Below are 13707 nucleotides of genomic sequence, written 5' to 3'. Positions count from 1 at the left end.
TTATTGCTTTGAAGATGCCCGATCACACGTTTCGTCTACTTGTCTTGGTGGATCGAATCTGATGCCAATATCGCCTATTATCGAGCTATAAACGCAATCAAATATCGCTGGACCTGAGATAGTGTCTTGTTCGATAGCGTGCGAGACCGCACACTTGCGTCAGTCAGAAAGAGCAGGCGAGACATGAGCGACAGCAGCACCTTGACCCTTGGTGTCGAAAAGCACCCGAACCCCGTTTCCGCGAGCGAACGTGAGAAACTGCTCCAGAACCCCGGCTTTGGGCAGATATTCACCGACCACATGATCACGTTGCGCTACAACAAGGATCGCGGCTGGCATGACTGGAAACTTGAGCCGCGCAAAGGTCTCGATCTCGACCCGGCGTCGATGGTTCTCCATTATGCCCTAGAGATATTCGAGGGAATGAAAGCCTATCATCTTCCAGATGGCGGTGCGTCACTGTTTCGCCCCGATGCCAACGCCAAGCGTTTTCGCGCATCGGCAGAACGCCTGGCCATGCCTCAGCTACCGGAAGATCTGTTCGTTGAATCTGTTCGGGCTCTGGTGCGCGCTGATCGCGATTGGATTCCGACAGCAGAAGGTGCGTCTCTCTATCTGAGACCCTTCCTGATAGGCAGCGAAGTGGCACTCGGCACCAGACCGGCTACCGACTACATCTTCTCCGTCATCGCGTCCCCGGTTGCCTCCTATTTCAAGGGCGGCGCATCGGCTGTGACACTCTGGGTATCGGAAAACTATACGCGTGCTGCTCCCGGCGGAACGGGCGCAGCCAAATGCGGCGGCAACTATGCCGCAAGCCTTGCCGCACAGGCCGAAGGCCAGCGTGAAGGCTGCGATCAGGTCGTGTTCCTCGATGCGGTCGAGAGACGCTGGATCGAAGAGCTTGGCGGCATGAACATCTTCTTCGTCTTTGACGATGGATCTCTGCAAACGCCGCCGCTGACCGGCACGATCCTGCCCGGTATTACGCGTGCATCACTGATTGCGCTCGCGCGCGACATGGGGCTGACGGTTCGTGAAGAGCCCTACTCGATCGATCAATGGCAGGCAGACGCCAAGAGCGGCCGACTGACAGAAGCTTTTGCTTGCGGTACCGCTGCTGTCGTCACGCCGATCGGCAAGGTCAAGGGTCGTAACCACGGCTTCACGATTGCCGACGGCAATGCTGGAACGGTTACTGGCAAGTTGAAGGCCGCGCTCACCGATATCCAGTTCGGACGCGCCGCAGATCCGCATAACTGGCTGGATCGCTTGTTCTAAGAAGCGCCCCAAAAACGACGAGATGCGACCGAGACCTCTCGGCCGCATCACTTAGAGCCAATCGATTTTCCGCAATAGCAACAGTGTTGCGACGGAAAGAGCAATCACGAAACCGACGATCAGGATGAAGGCCCAGGTGTCGTTCACACCGGGAATGCCTCCAACATTCATGCCGAAAAGACCTGCAATCACGCTTGGCGGCAGTAAAAGTGCAGCAAGAGCCGACAGCCGGTTCGAGTTGCGTGCGATACGCTCGCCGATCACGGTAGAAAGGTCGTCGTGCAAAATGCCGGTTCGATCCCTGATTGAGTCAAGATATTCGACAAAACGAACAAGCTTGTCGATCACCTCGCGAATGCGCAGCTTGTCTCGCTCAGAAAGCCATATTGCGTCATCATGCTCGATGCGGACCAGTGCATCGCGCTGTGGCATCAAATAACGACGCAACTGAACAGACCGTCTGCGCAGCAATTTCAAACGCTCCCGAACCTCGCCTGACGCCTTTTGAAAGATAAGATCGTCGAGCTCATCCGCTTCCTCGTCCATTGCGTCGAGAACGGGTTCGAGATCCCTTACCAGCTTGTCGCCAACGATCGCCAACAATTCACCGGTATTGCGAGGTCCCGTACGCTTGTTCAGTGCGAACCGGATATCGCGCAAGGCTGTAATGTAGTGCCCACTATCCCGCAATGTGATCAGGCGGTTCGCATCTGCCCAAATATGTAAGGGAACCAGATCAAGGTCACCGCTCTCTTCGATCACCTCGATGGGTGCCGCCCCGCACACGCCTCTCAACGTAATCAGCAGGCCATCATTGATCGGTTCGACGCGCGGGCGGGATTCTTCAGCCAGCAGTGCTTCACAGACGAGTGGATCAAGGCCGCTTCGCTGATTGATCCACGCGACCGCTGCCGGATGGTCCCGTTCGAGATGGAGCCATAACACGCCATCTTGCGGTTTCCAGTCCAGCAGCTCCTGGAGGGTAATCTGTCGACTGCCTCCCTGTGCATCCAGAAGAAGTGCGAAGCGAATGCCTGGCTCATCGCCGTATGTTGTGTCTGGCTTGGCGGATGTATCCATCTCAGTCTTCCCAAACGGCATTGTTGATATGTTGCAGTATTTTACCGCAATGGCCGGGGAATGGTTATGGAAATTTCGTGGCGCAGGAAGACACGCTGACAGTTTGTTCGCCAGCATCGATCCTCAAAATAGGAGAGGCTCTTTCAAGGTGCATCTTGGATGCAACGTCCGGCCGCCCTCATGCAGCGCGACCGGGATACGGCATCACCACGAACGTGGTCAATAAACCTCGGGAACATACATATCCGGCGGGACCGGGTGACGAATATAGTCGTCATTTCGTACACGGTCCGGCAGTTCGATCGCGTCTTTAGGAACGTCCTCGTAAGGAATCTGTCCAAGAAGGTGAGCGATGCAGTTCAGGCGTGCCTTTTTCTTGTCGACGGCCTGGACGACCCACCACGGCGCTTCAGGAATATGCGTTCTTTCGAGCATTTCCTCCTTGGCCTTCGTATACTCTTCCCAATGGATACGGCTTTCCAGATCCATCGGCGAGAGTTTCCATTGCTTGAGGGGATCGTGGATGCGCATACGGAAACGGAATTCCTGCTCCTCATCGGTGATCGAGAACCAGTATTTGACAAGCACGATGCCGGAGCGAACGAGCATGCGTTCAAACTCTGGAACGGAACGGAAGAACTCTTCGAGTTCGTCGGGCGTGCAAAAACCCATGACACGCTCAACGCCCGCACGATTGTACCAGGAGCGGTCGAACAGCACCATTTCGCCGGCCGACGGCAGATGCGGAACGTAACGCTGGAAATACCACTGATTGCGCTCGCGCTCGGTCGGTGCTGGTAGCGCCACCACGCGGCAGACACGCGGATTGAGGCGCTGGGTGACACGTTTGATTGCGCCGCCCTTACCAGCGGAGTCGCGGCCTTCGAACAAGACGACGACCTTGAGTTTCTTGTGCTGGACCCAGTCTTGAAGCCGGACAAGTTCGTGCTGGAGACGGAAAAGTTCCCGGAAGTAGACCTTGCGCTCCAACGTCTGGGCAGCCGGTTCAGACAATCCTTCAACGACCAGCTGGTCCAACTGATCTTCTTCCATCTGCATTTCCAGCTCTTCATCAAAGCTGTCGGCAATCTCTGCCTTGATGCGGCTCAACTGATTAGTTTCGATCATGATTTTGCCCGTCAGTTGCGTGGTGGTAACCTTGCCATCAAACATGCTCATGCAACAATCGCATGACATGACGCAGATTGCGACACGCAAAGGCGTTTGCGACACCATGTCATCGGCAAAGCCGTCTCGATTCAGCAATTTGGCTGACCGTTTCCCACCTGAAGGCACAAAACAAAATACGACGCCGGCACCCCTGTCGCGCGAGGAAATACGCGATGGAGTGCCGGCGCCAACAAAGGCTGAGGTTAGGCAGCGAGTGGCGCGAGACCCGCTTCGATCTGGTTGCGGAAGGGCTCGTAGCGGTTCGGAAGCTTCAGAGCCTGACCGAGATGTGCCGTATCCTCGTCACGATCGAAGCCTGGTTCGTTGGTGGCGATCTCGAAGAGGATGCCGCCCGGGGTCCGGAAGTAAATAGCCCAGAAGTAATCGCGGTCGATGACTGGCGTCACCTGGTATCCGGTATCCATCAAGGCCTTGCGAACTTCCAATTGCTTCTCGCGATTTTCCACAGCGAAGGCAATGTGGTGGACTGAGCCTGCCCCTTGGCGCGCAAAAGGCGTTTTGGGCAGAGCAGCGAGATCGATTGTGTCGGCCCCGTTGCCACCGGGAATGACGAACCGCGTCACATCTCCTTCAGCCTCTGCTCGTTCGTATCCCATAAACTGAAGAAGCTCTTCGGTTGCTCCCGTGTCATGCAGATTGAATCGAGCGCCGGTAAAACCGCGAATGGCGTGGTTTTCGGAAATACCGTCGATGACCCAAGGGGCGCGTGCATCTTCTGCCGTTTCGATCAGAGCCAGACCGTCGCCATCGGGCCCGGTAAAGCGAAGACGATCAGCACCAAAGACCTTGTCGGTCTGGATGCCACCGACGCCATTGGTGATCAGGCGGTCCTTCCAGAAGCCGAGTGCGCCCTTAGGGATGGAAAACTGGGTTTCGCCAACTTCACCGACGCCTGGACGGCCGGCCATCATGTTTGCGAAAGGGAAGTAGGTCATGACGCTACCGGGCGTACCTGTTTCATCCCCATAATAGAGATGGTAGACGCCGGGTTCGTCAAAATTGACGGTCTTCTTAACCCGGCGCAGGCCGAGTGTTTCTGTGAAAAACTTGTTGTTCTGCTGTGCATCCGACGCCATGGAGGTGACGTGGTGCAATCCCTTGATGTCCTTGATCATGGCGGTCGGTCCTTATCCGGTGTGTCCGTTTCGATGACCAGGATATAGCCCTCTTGATTGCCGTTCAGAATTGCAATATTTCTCTCGAATGAATTGCGGATTTTGAAATAATTGACATGAACGATCACAAAGCTCTCAAAACATTCCTCCTCGCTGCCGAAAAGCGCAATTTTGCGCAGGTCGCCCGTGAACTGGGTATGACGGCTGCGGCTGTTACCCGCGCCATCGCGGCACTTGAAGACGATCTTGGTGTGCAACTCTTCGTCCGAACGACCCGTCAGGTGTCGTTGACCACCGATGGCGCCGTGTTTGCCGCCCAGATCCAGCCAGCCGTAGAGGCTCTCGAAAATGCAAGGCGCGATGTCAGGAATGCCCACAAGGCTGATGAAGGGCGTTTGAGGATCAGTGCACCGACCTGGCTTGGAAAAACGGTGTTGCCGCCAATCCTTTCTGGTTTCAAAGAACTCTATCCGAAAATGTGCTTCGAGATTTCGCTATCGGACGGCTTGGTCAACATCGTCGATGACGACTACGATCTGGCAATCCGCATTTCGTCAGCACCTTCGGACAAGTTTACGATCTGGCGCAAGATCAGGGCCGTTCCAAGAATTCTGGTCGCTGCACCTGGTAGCCGGTTTACGCAGATGAAGCACCCGAGTGAGCTGAGCCCTGACGATTGCCTGGCTTATAGCGGTGAAAGCCGGCGCGAGAACTGGGTTCTGTCAGACGGAGGCTCCAGCCTTTCGATTTCCGCCGGACGCGCCTTCAGTGCCAATAGCGGCGAGGTTCTCGCAGATATGGCGGCCAATGGCGTAGGTGTTGCGATGCTGCCGGGATTTAATATCGCCGAACACATTCGCAGCGGACGGCTTGTCCACGTTCTACCAGGTTGGGCACCGCCGGAGCTCTGGCTGACCCTGTATTACCCACCCTATCAGGCCTTGCCGCCACGCATTGCGACATTTTCGAAATTCTTCGAAGAGCAGCTACCGCCGCATATGGTCATGCTTCGCTGATCATTCTCGTCTCTGGTTAGGCGTGAGACGACGGAGCCAGCCAAAAGCTGCTCCGTCTCGATCTTCAAGGTTTCAGCGGCGTCGTTAAAACAGTGTCGTCAGTGTCGACGACAAAAACTGCGAGAAGCTTCGCGGGCTGCGTTTTGCTCGCATTGGCACTCACATCATGCTGGTCGCCTGGTAGCTCGGTAAAATTTTGGCCCTTCGTGAAGGTTTTTACCTCTCCGCCATTCACGCCACTGAGGATCGCCCCCTCAAGCACCGTTGCGTAGATGAGAGCCGACTTCGCATGGGTATGTGCGGAGTTGTAGCCACCAGGTTCATATTCGACGAGCACGCCTTTCACGCTTTTTCCCGGTACGTCGGGAAGGGGATGCTCGTAGACTGGTGTTACTTTCGCTCCCTTTGTTTCGTAAGCGAGGTCGCGTTTGGCGACATCATGCGCCGAGACGACCGTGAGAGGAAGGAAAGAGAGGGCGAGAGTATAAGCGACCATTTTCATCATACATTCTCCAGTTGTTGGGTGCAAAGCCAGGCTTCCAGGGTGATATCTCCGCGGTGAGGAGCTGCTGCCGGGACAAGCGAGCCCACGTGAACTGGGGCACCGAAGTAACCAAGGGAAGCATCGGCACTCACGCTGCGCTTGTCGCCTCTGGCGGCCAAATAGGTTCTCATCAGAGTTTCGAAGGGCGCCCGATCAGGGCCTGCAAGATCAACGGTGCCATTGCGCGGTTTATCGAGTGCGACCTTGACCAGAGCAGCAGCGACGTCATCTGCTGCAATGGGCTGGAAATCGATCGCAGGCACTCTTACGCTACCCTCTACAGTGTAGGCGTCGGCCAACGTGTTCATAAATTCGTAAAACTGCGTGGCACGGACGATGGTGTAATCTTGTCCTGATCCTTTTACTGCGCGCTCCTGTGCCTGCTTACCGCTCATATACGGATTGGCGACCAGGTCATCTGTGCCCACGATCGACAACACGACATGGTGCTGCACACCAGCAGTCTTCTCTGCTGCCACGAGATTTCGGCTGGACGTCTCGAAAAAGTTGCGAATGACGGGCTCATCGAAGGACATCATGTTTGACGCATCGATGACCGCGTCCGCACCGGCGAGAGCATGGTCCAGCCCCTCCCCCGTAAAAGCGTTTATGCCATTGCTTGGACTTGCCGCAACTGCCTCATGACCGGCGCTGCGAAGAATGGTGACGGCCTTCGCGCCGATAAGACCCGTGCCGCCGATGACGACAATCTTCTTGGAATTGCTCATTTCAGTTCCTCCTTTGGCGACGCACAGCCGCTCGCATTGTCTGGGTTAAGATCATCAAGCTGCTCAGATGAACCGGCGGCTCTCTCAAATGCATTTCACGCCCTATTCATGGATAAACTTTATCCACGATTAGATTGATGGTCAACTACCTGCGACTGAACGAAGCGTTCAACCCACGTTGACGGCGGCACAAGCAATCACAAAAAAGTCAAGATTGGAGAGGCCGTCCCGATCTCGCGACCTGCTCCGATCAGCAAAACTCTGGAAATGCTCACTTTTGGAAAAATTGACGACGGTAGCCGTGGTTCAAACGCAGCTTAGCTTCGTCTTCGTCTACAAGTTTTTGCATCAAGTGAAGGGCCCACCCTCACCTCTATAGACGCATTTATAAGCAAGATTTAATTCACTGTTAATCAAGATATGATCAATTCTCCATACCAAAAAGTTGTCTGTATGAAGCCTTTCCCGCAGAAGCTTTATTTTTACTGATCACATGACGCGGTCGGTCTTTTCCCAAAAAAATGTTTTCTAACTGTCGAATTCTATCCGCGATCGCGGAGGCTTTCGCACGTCAATATGTTGGCAATTCAGCGATAGCGAGGACATGTGCAAATCGTATTGGTCGATGACAGCAAATCAATTCTTGTTGCCTTGGATGCGGCGATCCGGGGCCTCCCCGGGCTCAGAAAAATCGTCGGTTTTATCGATCCAGTCGAGGCGCTGGAGTTTTGCCGCGACAACGCCGTCGATCTGCTTGTGGTCGACTATACGATGCCGAAATACAATGGCATCGAACTCGTCGAAGCGCTCAAGGCCTACAAGCATTTTTCGCATGTGCCTGTGATCATGATCACATCTGAAACAGCCCGACCAATCCTCATCGAAGCAATCGAAGCTGGCATTACCGAGTTCATCAACAAGCCTTTCGACCCGATTGAGCTTAAAGCGCGTGTCCGTAATCTCCTCGACTTGCGCAGAGCACAGCGCGATCTCGCTGGCCAGGCAAGCAGGCTGGTGGGTGAGGTGCAGAAAGCTACTCGCCAGCTTGCAGCCCGGGAGGAAGAAATCATTTGGCGCTTGGCGCGCGCGATTGAGTTTCGCGACGGCCACACTGGCGACCATATCTCCCGGGTCGCACAAATCAGCATGCTTATCGCGAAAGATCTAGGCCTCGACGAAGACCACTGCCGAATGATCTATCTTGCCGCCCCGCTTCACGACGTTGGCAAGATCGGCATCTCTGACAGCGTGCTACTGAAGCCGGGCCGTCTGACGGACGACGAGATCACCGAAATGCGAAAGCATGTCGGCATCGGCGTACAGATCCTTGAAAAGGGAACGTCCGAACTCTTGCGCGTTGCAGAAGCCATTGCTGGCGGCCATCACGAGAAGTGGGATGGCACCGGATATCCTCACGAAATTGCTGGCGAACTTATTCCTCTGGAAGCCCGTATCGTTGCAATTGCCGACGTTTTCGAAGCCCTGTGCTCGGAGCGCCCCTACAAGAAGGCATGGTCCGTTCACGAGGCCTATGCACACATCGATGCACAAAGTGGCATTCACTTCGATCCGGACTGCGTGGCAGCTTTCCAGCGCCAATGGCCGCAGATCGAAAGATTGATGGCTGGCCATGAACTTCTGGAGATTGAGGTTCCAAGCCTCGAGATGCCGGATGAGCCCCAATCGGCGGACGATCAGATCACGCACATCACACGGGAGTTTCCCAATGTCGGGTGAAGCCACGAAAAACACTTTGGTGATGCCACAGGCCCTGTCCATACGCTCGATTTCGGCCGCACACAGTCTCCTCCTCCAGGGCCTCGAAAACACCGATACCCTTATCGTAGAGGTGCCTGATGATGCCGACGCGGACCTGAGCTTTGTGCAACTCATCGAAGCTTGCCGCAAATCTGCGGCGCAAGACAACAAAACCATAACTTTGAAAGACGCAGCAGACGGCCAGGTTCTGCAGACACTACGACGGGGCGGTTTCCTGTCGCGGATGGATGACGCCTCCCGCCGGTTCTGGCTGCATGGAAAGGACCTATAATAGAATGAGTGCGCATATTCTGACAGTCGACGATTCCGCCAGCATCCGTATGACAACCAAAATTGCCCTGACAGGCGCCGGTTATCAGATCACCGAGGCTATCGACGGACAGGACGGTCTTGGCAAGGCAAAGGCCGCGAATTTCGACCTGATCATCACCGACCTCAACATGCCGAACATGAACGGTCTCGAGATGATCGAGGCCCTTCGTCAGTCTCCGGCCCATACCGGCATTCCGATCATCTTCCTCACGACGGAATCCGACGCCGATATGAAGGCGCGTGCCAAGGCCGCAGGCGCAACCGGTTGGCTGACGAAGCCTTTTGACGCGGAACATCTGGTCAAGATCGTCAAAAAGGTCCTTGGAAAATGACCACACTGGACCCCATTCAGGTTTTTAGGACAGAAGCAGCTGAGCTTTTCGAGCAGATTGAAAGCGGTCTGTTGGACCTGCTGCATGATCTGACCGATCAGGACCAGATCGACGCGGTTTTCCGCGGATTGCATACTCTGAAGGGGTCCGGCGCAATGTTCGGGTTCGAAGCGCTCGCCGCTTTCACCCACCATTGCGAGACAGCATTCGATCGCGTGCGGAAGGGCGAGGTTCCGGCGACCAGCGAGTTGGTGGCCGCCGTCCTCGAAGCACAGGATCACATGCAGGCATTGGTCGAAAACCCGCATGGCGTTCAAGGCAACGTCGGCGAACGACTTCTTGCCAGACTACACGCTGCTGTCGGTGCGGGTGGCGACAGTGGCGTTCTCACCCATCTTCCCACTCAGAGCACGGCAGACAAACCATCGACGACACGTTCCGCCACCTGGGAAATCCGGTTTAGATTGCCGGTCAACGCCATGGCGAACGGGACAAACCCTCTTGGTCTGCTCGATGAATTGGCGGAACTCGGCGAGTGCGAAATTGTTGCCGATACCTCCACTGTTCCTTTGCTTGAGGTACTGAACCCGAGCGACCTCCACCTCGGCTGGACAGTCCGCTTGACGACGGAGCAACCGCAATCGGCGATCGATGACGTCTTCATCTTTGTCATGGACGACATGGAAATCGACGTACGTGAAATCAAGGCGGCGGTCGTGACAGCGCCGATCGTTCCCGAACCGCTTGCGGAGACCAAAAAGGCTGCAGTCGAACCAAAAGGTAACAAGACCGCCGAAAACGTCCGCGTACCTGCGGAACGACTGGATGAGTTGATGGATCGGGTCGGCGAACTGGTCATCGCCCAATCACGCCTCTCGCAGTTGGCAGGTGGCAGTGCGGATATCCTTTTGCGGTCAGTATCAGAAGATGTCGAACGTCTTTCTGGCGAATTGCGCGACACGATGATGGTGTTGCGCATGGTGCCAATCGCCCAGCTATTTGGCCGTTTCCGGCGCCTCATCCATGATCTGGCACGGGAGACCGGCAAACAGATCGAACTCGAGACCGAAGGCGAAAGCACGGAGGTGGACAAAGCCGTCATCGAGCGCCTTGCAGACCCACTTATCCACCTTGTTCGCAACTCCTGCGACCACGGTCTTGAAAAGAGCGATGAACGTATCGCAGCCGGGAAACCGGCCAAGGGTCGCATCACCCTCGTTGCCCGTCAGTCCGGCGGTGATGTGACCATTACGATCCGTGACGATGGGCGGGGCATCGACCGTCAACGGGTTCGCGCCAAGGCAGAGGCCTCCGGCTTGCTGGCTGCAAATGCCCAAGTCAGCGATCAGGACCTGTTGCAGATGATCTTCCAGCCGGGCTTCTCAACAGCGGCAGAAGTTACAAATCTTTCTGGCCGTGGTGTCGGCATGGATGTCGTAAAAAAAAGCGTGGAAGCCTTAAGGGGCACGATCAACATCGTCAGCGAACCGGGCGTCGGCTCAGAAATCTCGCTTGCGATCCCGTTGACGCTGGCCATCATCGACGGCCTTCTCGTGCGCGTCGGCAATGGCTGCTACGTTATCCCGCTGCCGGCCGTGGAAGAATGCCTCGAACTGTCACCTGAAGACGACATCCGTTCGCGTGGCCGCTCCTTCATTTCGCTGCGCGAAAGCCTTGTCCCCTTTATCCGCCTGCGCGAATTGTTCCACACCGGCACGGCGCCTGGCGAATTCCAGAAAGTTGTCGTGGTTTCCACCGGGTCCGAGCGCGTCGGACTGGTGGTGGACCAGATCATCGGCGACCACCAGACAGTCATCAAGGCCATGTCCAAACTGCACCATGACGTCGCGACCTTCTCCGGTGCAACCATCCTCGGCGATGGCAATGTCGCACTCATTCTCGATGTCGCCCATCTGGTGACAGCGGGACAGCAGCAGGAGGCGCAATTGCGGGCGGCAGGATGAACCAGCCTTTGTTGAAAAAAACCGACGGATTCTGGGGTGATTTCAGCGAGGTGGAGGTGCTTACCTTCAACATCGCCGGCGAAACCTTTGCCATAGAAGCTGTGAAAGTACAGGAAATCCTCGACCTTTTGCCAGAAACCGCGGTTCCCGGCGCAAAGCCCTTCGTGGCAAGCGTGATAAATTTTCGCGGCAAGGTCATTCCCCTTGCCGACATTCGCCTCGCTTTTGGCATGGACGCCACTGAGCGGACGATCGACAGCCGCATCGTCGTCGTCGAGCTTCTGCTCGACAACGAAACCACTTTGGTCGGCATCCGCACCGATAAGGTGAATGAGGTAACAACATTCAGCAGGGCCGCTAGCGAACCCCCACCCAGTGTTGGGATGCGGTGGCGCGCAGATTACATCCACTGCCTCATCAAACGGGGCAGCGAATTCGTCATTCTTCCGAATCTCACAGCAATTTTCACGGCACACCGCGACGCGGGTCCGGGCGTCGGCAGCACACGCGGCAACGTCATCGAACTTTCCAAGGAGCATTGATATGCGATTTACAATCAAGATGAAGCTGGCCGCCGCCTTCGGCTTCCTTATATTGATGCTTGCCGGAACCGCCGGCTACGGCATTTACAGCCTCGGCGTCTCCAAGGATTCGATGGACGACGTCGTCGAAGGCACGGTCGTGCGTCTCGACAAGGTGCATCAGATGAATGCCCTGGCTCTGACGACTGTCCGGTCGCAAAAGAACATGATCCTTTCAACATCGCAGGAAGAAACCCAGCGCCACAAGGCGTCCAGCGACGAAAGCCGCAACCATATCAACGCGATGCTCAGCGATATGGCGACCAGCGCCAGCGCCGAAACACGTGCATACTGGACGGACCTTCAGGCGATCACAAAAGCGTTCGAAGCGAGCGACGATCGCGTGCGCGAACTGGTCGCGCAGGGCAACACTTCGCTTGCTGCGTCGTTCTCCTCCGGGGATGGTCGCCTGGCGGCCAATGCCTTGACGCAAAAGCTGGATGAAGGCGTCAAGATGAACCGCGATCGTCTTGAAGCCGCCAAGCAAGCGGCAAATGACGCTTACGAACAGACCCGCACCCTTCTGATCGGTGCATCGGCGGTTGCCGTCCTCATTGCCGCGGCAACAGCACTCTGGATCGCACTCGGCATCAGCAGCGGCCTGCGCAAGATCATGACGGTTGCCGAAGCAGTTTCGGTTGGCGACCTCAACCAGAACGTCGAGATCAAAACGAATGACGAGATCAAGGATCTCGTAAACCGTATCAACGTTATGACCGGCAACCTGCGCAACACCGCCAGCATTGCAGACCGCATCGCCGATGGCGACCTAACCGTCATGCCGAAGCCGCTGTCAGAGCGCGATACGCTTGGTCTTGCGCTCGAACGTATGGTCGAACGCCTGCGTGGTATCGTTGCAGATGCTCTTTCCGCTTCCGACAACGTTTCTTCCGGCAGCCAGGAGCTGTCTGCGAGTTCCGAGCAGTTGAGCCAGGGCGCTACAGAACAGGCATCGTCTGCCGAAGAGGCATCGGCCTCGATGGAAGAGATGGCTGCCAACATCAAGCAGAATGCAGACAATGCCGCACAGACGGAGAAGATCGCTCGCCAGTCGTCGAAAGATGCCGAAGCCAGCGGCGAAGCCGTCAACCGCGCAGTGGTCGCGATGCGCACCATCGCAGAGAAGATTTCGATCGTGCAGGAAATTGCCCGTCAGACCGACCTTCTCGCGCTGAACGCTGCGGTCGAGGCCGCACGTGCCGGTGAACACGGCAAGGGCTTTGCCGTCGTGGCGTCGGAAGTCCGCAAACTCGCCGAACGCAGCCAGGCCGCGGCGGCTGAAATCAGCTCGCTCTCCGGCGAGACGGTGAAGGTGGCGACGGATGCGGGTGACATGCTGAACCGTCTGGTTCCGGATATCCGCAAGACGGCAGAACTGGTTGCCGAGATCTCTGCCGCATGCCGCGAACAGGATATCGGGGCCGCACAGATAAACGAGGCGATCCAGCAGCTCGACAAGGTCACGCAGCAGAACTCCGGCGCATCCGAAGAAATGTCGGCGACATCGGAAGAGCTGGCTGCACAGGCAGAGGAACTGCAGAGCAGCATCGCCTTCTTCAAGGTTGACGCTTCAGGTCTCTCGTCGCACCCAGCTCAAGTTCTGCGCCGCCCAGCCGCAAAGCCTGTCGCTACCCCACGGGCAACCACCAAACCTGCTGTCGCACGCAAGCCTCACACGGATAATTCTGTCGGTGCCCAGCAAGCCCGCGCCAAGGGTTTTGCATTGGACATGTCCATGGGCGGTCCTGACGCCGATGATGCGGATTTCCGCGAAAGCGCCTGAT

The 13707-nt window shown here is 56.3% G+C and carries 13 protein-coding genes; 8 read left to right on the top strand and 5 right to left on the bottom strand.

Annotated elements, in window-relative coordinates; genetic code table 11:
- Window positions 1-183 precede the first annotated feature (183 nt).
- Entirely contained in the window at window positions 184-1281 is a 1098-nt protein-coding gene (locus tag HWX89_RS16200) for a branched-chain amino acid aminotransferase (RefSeq protein WP_138791711.1), read from the top strand.
- 51 nt (window positions 1282-1332) lie between these two features.
- Here HWX89_RS16200 and HWX89_RS16195 read toward each other — a convergent pair whose 3' ends face one another.
- The 3 genes from HWX89_RS16195 to HWX89_RS16185 form a co-directional block, all read right to left on the bottom strand.
- Window positions 1333-2361, bottom strand: a complete 1029-nt coding sequence (locus HWX89_RS16195; protein WP_138791712.1) for a CorA family divalent cation transporter — start codon at window positions 2359-2361, stop codon at window positions 1333-1335.
- A gap of 219 nt (window positions 2362-2580) precedes the next feature.
- Window positions 2581-3489 (bottom strand): polyphosphate kinase 2, encoded by a 909-nt coding sequence (gene ppk2 / locus HWX89_RS16190; protein WP_138791851.1) that lies wholly within the window; start codon window positions 3487-3489, stop codon window positions 2581-2583.
- Window positions 3490-3734: 245 nt separating this feature from the next.
- Window positions 3735-4667 carry a VOC family protein gene (locus HWX89_RS16185; RefSeq protein WP_138791713.1) on the bottom strand — a complete coding sequence of 311 codons (933 nt, stop codon included), beginning with the start codon at window positions 4665-4667 and terminating at the stop codon, window positions 3735-3737.
- Between the two features lie 116 nt (window positions 4668-4783).
- On the opposite strand from HWX89_RS16185, the gene HWX89_RS16180 reads away from it, so the two are divergent.
- Window positions 4784-5683 (top strand): LysR family transcriptional regulator, encoded by a 900-nt coding sequence (locus HWX89_RS16180; RefSeq protein WP_138791714.1) that lies wholly within the window; start codon window positions 4784-4786, stop codon window positions 5681-5683.
- A gap of 64 nt (window positions 5684-5747) precedes the next feature.
- Here HWX89_RS16180 and HWX89_RS16175 read toward each other — a convergent pair whose 3' ends face one another.
- Window positions 5748-6188 carry a cupin domain-containing protein gene (locus tag HWX89_RS16175; protein WP_210271426.1) on the bottom strand — a complete coding sequence of 147 codons (441 nt, stop codon included), beginning with the start codon at window positions 6186-6188 and terminating at the stop codon, window positions 5748-5750.
- Window positions 6185-6955 (bottom strand): SDR family oxidoreductase, encoded by a 771-nt coding sequence (locus tag HWX89_RS16170; protein WP_138791715.1) that lies wholly within the window; start codon window positions 6953-6955, stop codon window positions 6185-6187. Before HWX89_RS16170 ends, HWX89_RS16175 begins: the two co-directional genes overlap by 4 nt.
- A 606-nt stretch (window positions 6956-7561) precedes the next feature.
- On the opposite strand from HWX89_RS16170, the gene HWX89_RS16165 reads away from it, so the two are divergent.
- The 6 genes from HWX89_RS16165 to HWX89_RS16140 are packed head-to-tail and all read left to right on the top strand — an operon-like array spanning window position 7562 to window position 13706.
- On the top strand, window positions 7562-8692 hold the full coding sequence (locus HWX89_RS16165) for an HD domain-containing phosphohydrolase (RefSeq protein WP_178340799.1): 1131 nt from the start codon (window positions 7562-7564) through the stop codon (window positions 8690-8692).
- Window positions 8682-9005 carry an STAS domain-containing protein gene (locus tag HWX89_RS16160; protein ID WP_138791716.1) on the top strand — a complete coding sequence of 108 codons (324 nt, stop codon included), beginning with the start codon at window positions 8682-8684 and terminating at the stop codon, window positions 9003-9005. Before HWX89_RS16165 ends, HWX89_RS16160 begins: the two co-directional genes overlap by 11 nt.
- 4 nt (window positions 9006-9009) lie before the next feature.
- A complete protein-coding gene (locus HWX89_RS16155; RefSeq protein ID WP_138791717.1) occupies window positions 9010-9378 on the top strand; it encodes a response regulator in 369 nt (122 codons plus the stop codon).
- The gene (locus HWX89_RS16150; protein ID WP_138791718.1) at window positions 9375-11342 is read left to right on the top strand and encodes a chemotaxis protein CheA; all 1968 of its coding nucleotides are present in this window, start codon (window positions 9375-9377) and stop codon (window positions 11340-11342) included. Before HWX89_RS16155 ends, HWX89_RS16150 begins: the two co-directional genes overlap by 4 nt.
- Window positions 11339-11884 carry a chemotaxis protein CheW gene (locus tag HWX89_RS16145; RefSeq protein WP_138791719.1) on the top strand — a complete coding sequence of 182 codons (546 nt, stop codon included), beginning with the start codon at window positions 11339-11341 and terminating at the stop codon, window positions 11882-11884. The genes HWX89_RS16150 and HWX89_RS16145 overlap by 4 nt, the downstream gene beginning before the upstream one ends.
- 1 nt (window position 11885) lies before the next feature.
- The gene (locus HWX89_RS16140) at window positions 11886-13706 is read left to right on the top strand and encodes a methyl-accepting chemotaxis protein (RefSeq protein WP_138791720.1); all 1821 of its coding nucleotides are present in this window, start codon (window positions 11886-11888) and stop codon (window positions 13704-13706) included.
- Window position 13707: the final 1 nt, after the last annotated feature.

Origin of the sequence: Rhizobium sp. RM (genome assembly GCF_013390595.1) — a bacterium.
Taxonomy (GTDB): domain Bacteria; phylum Pseudomonadota; class Alphaproteobacteria; order Rhizobiales; family Rhizobiaceae; genus Agrobacterium.
The sequence above is the reverse complement of the archived record's forward strand: the minus strand, read 5'-3'. Positions and strand labels throughout refer to the sequence as shown.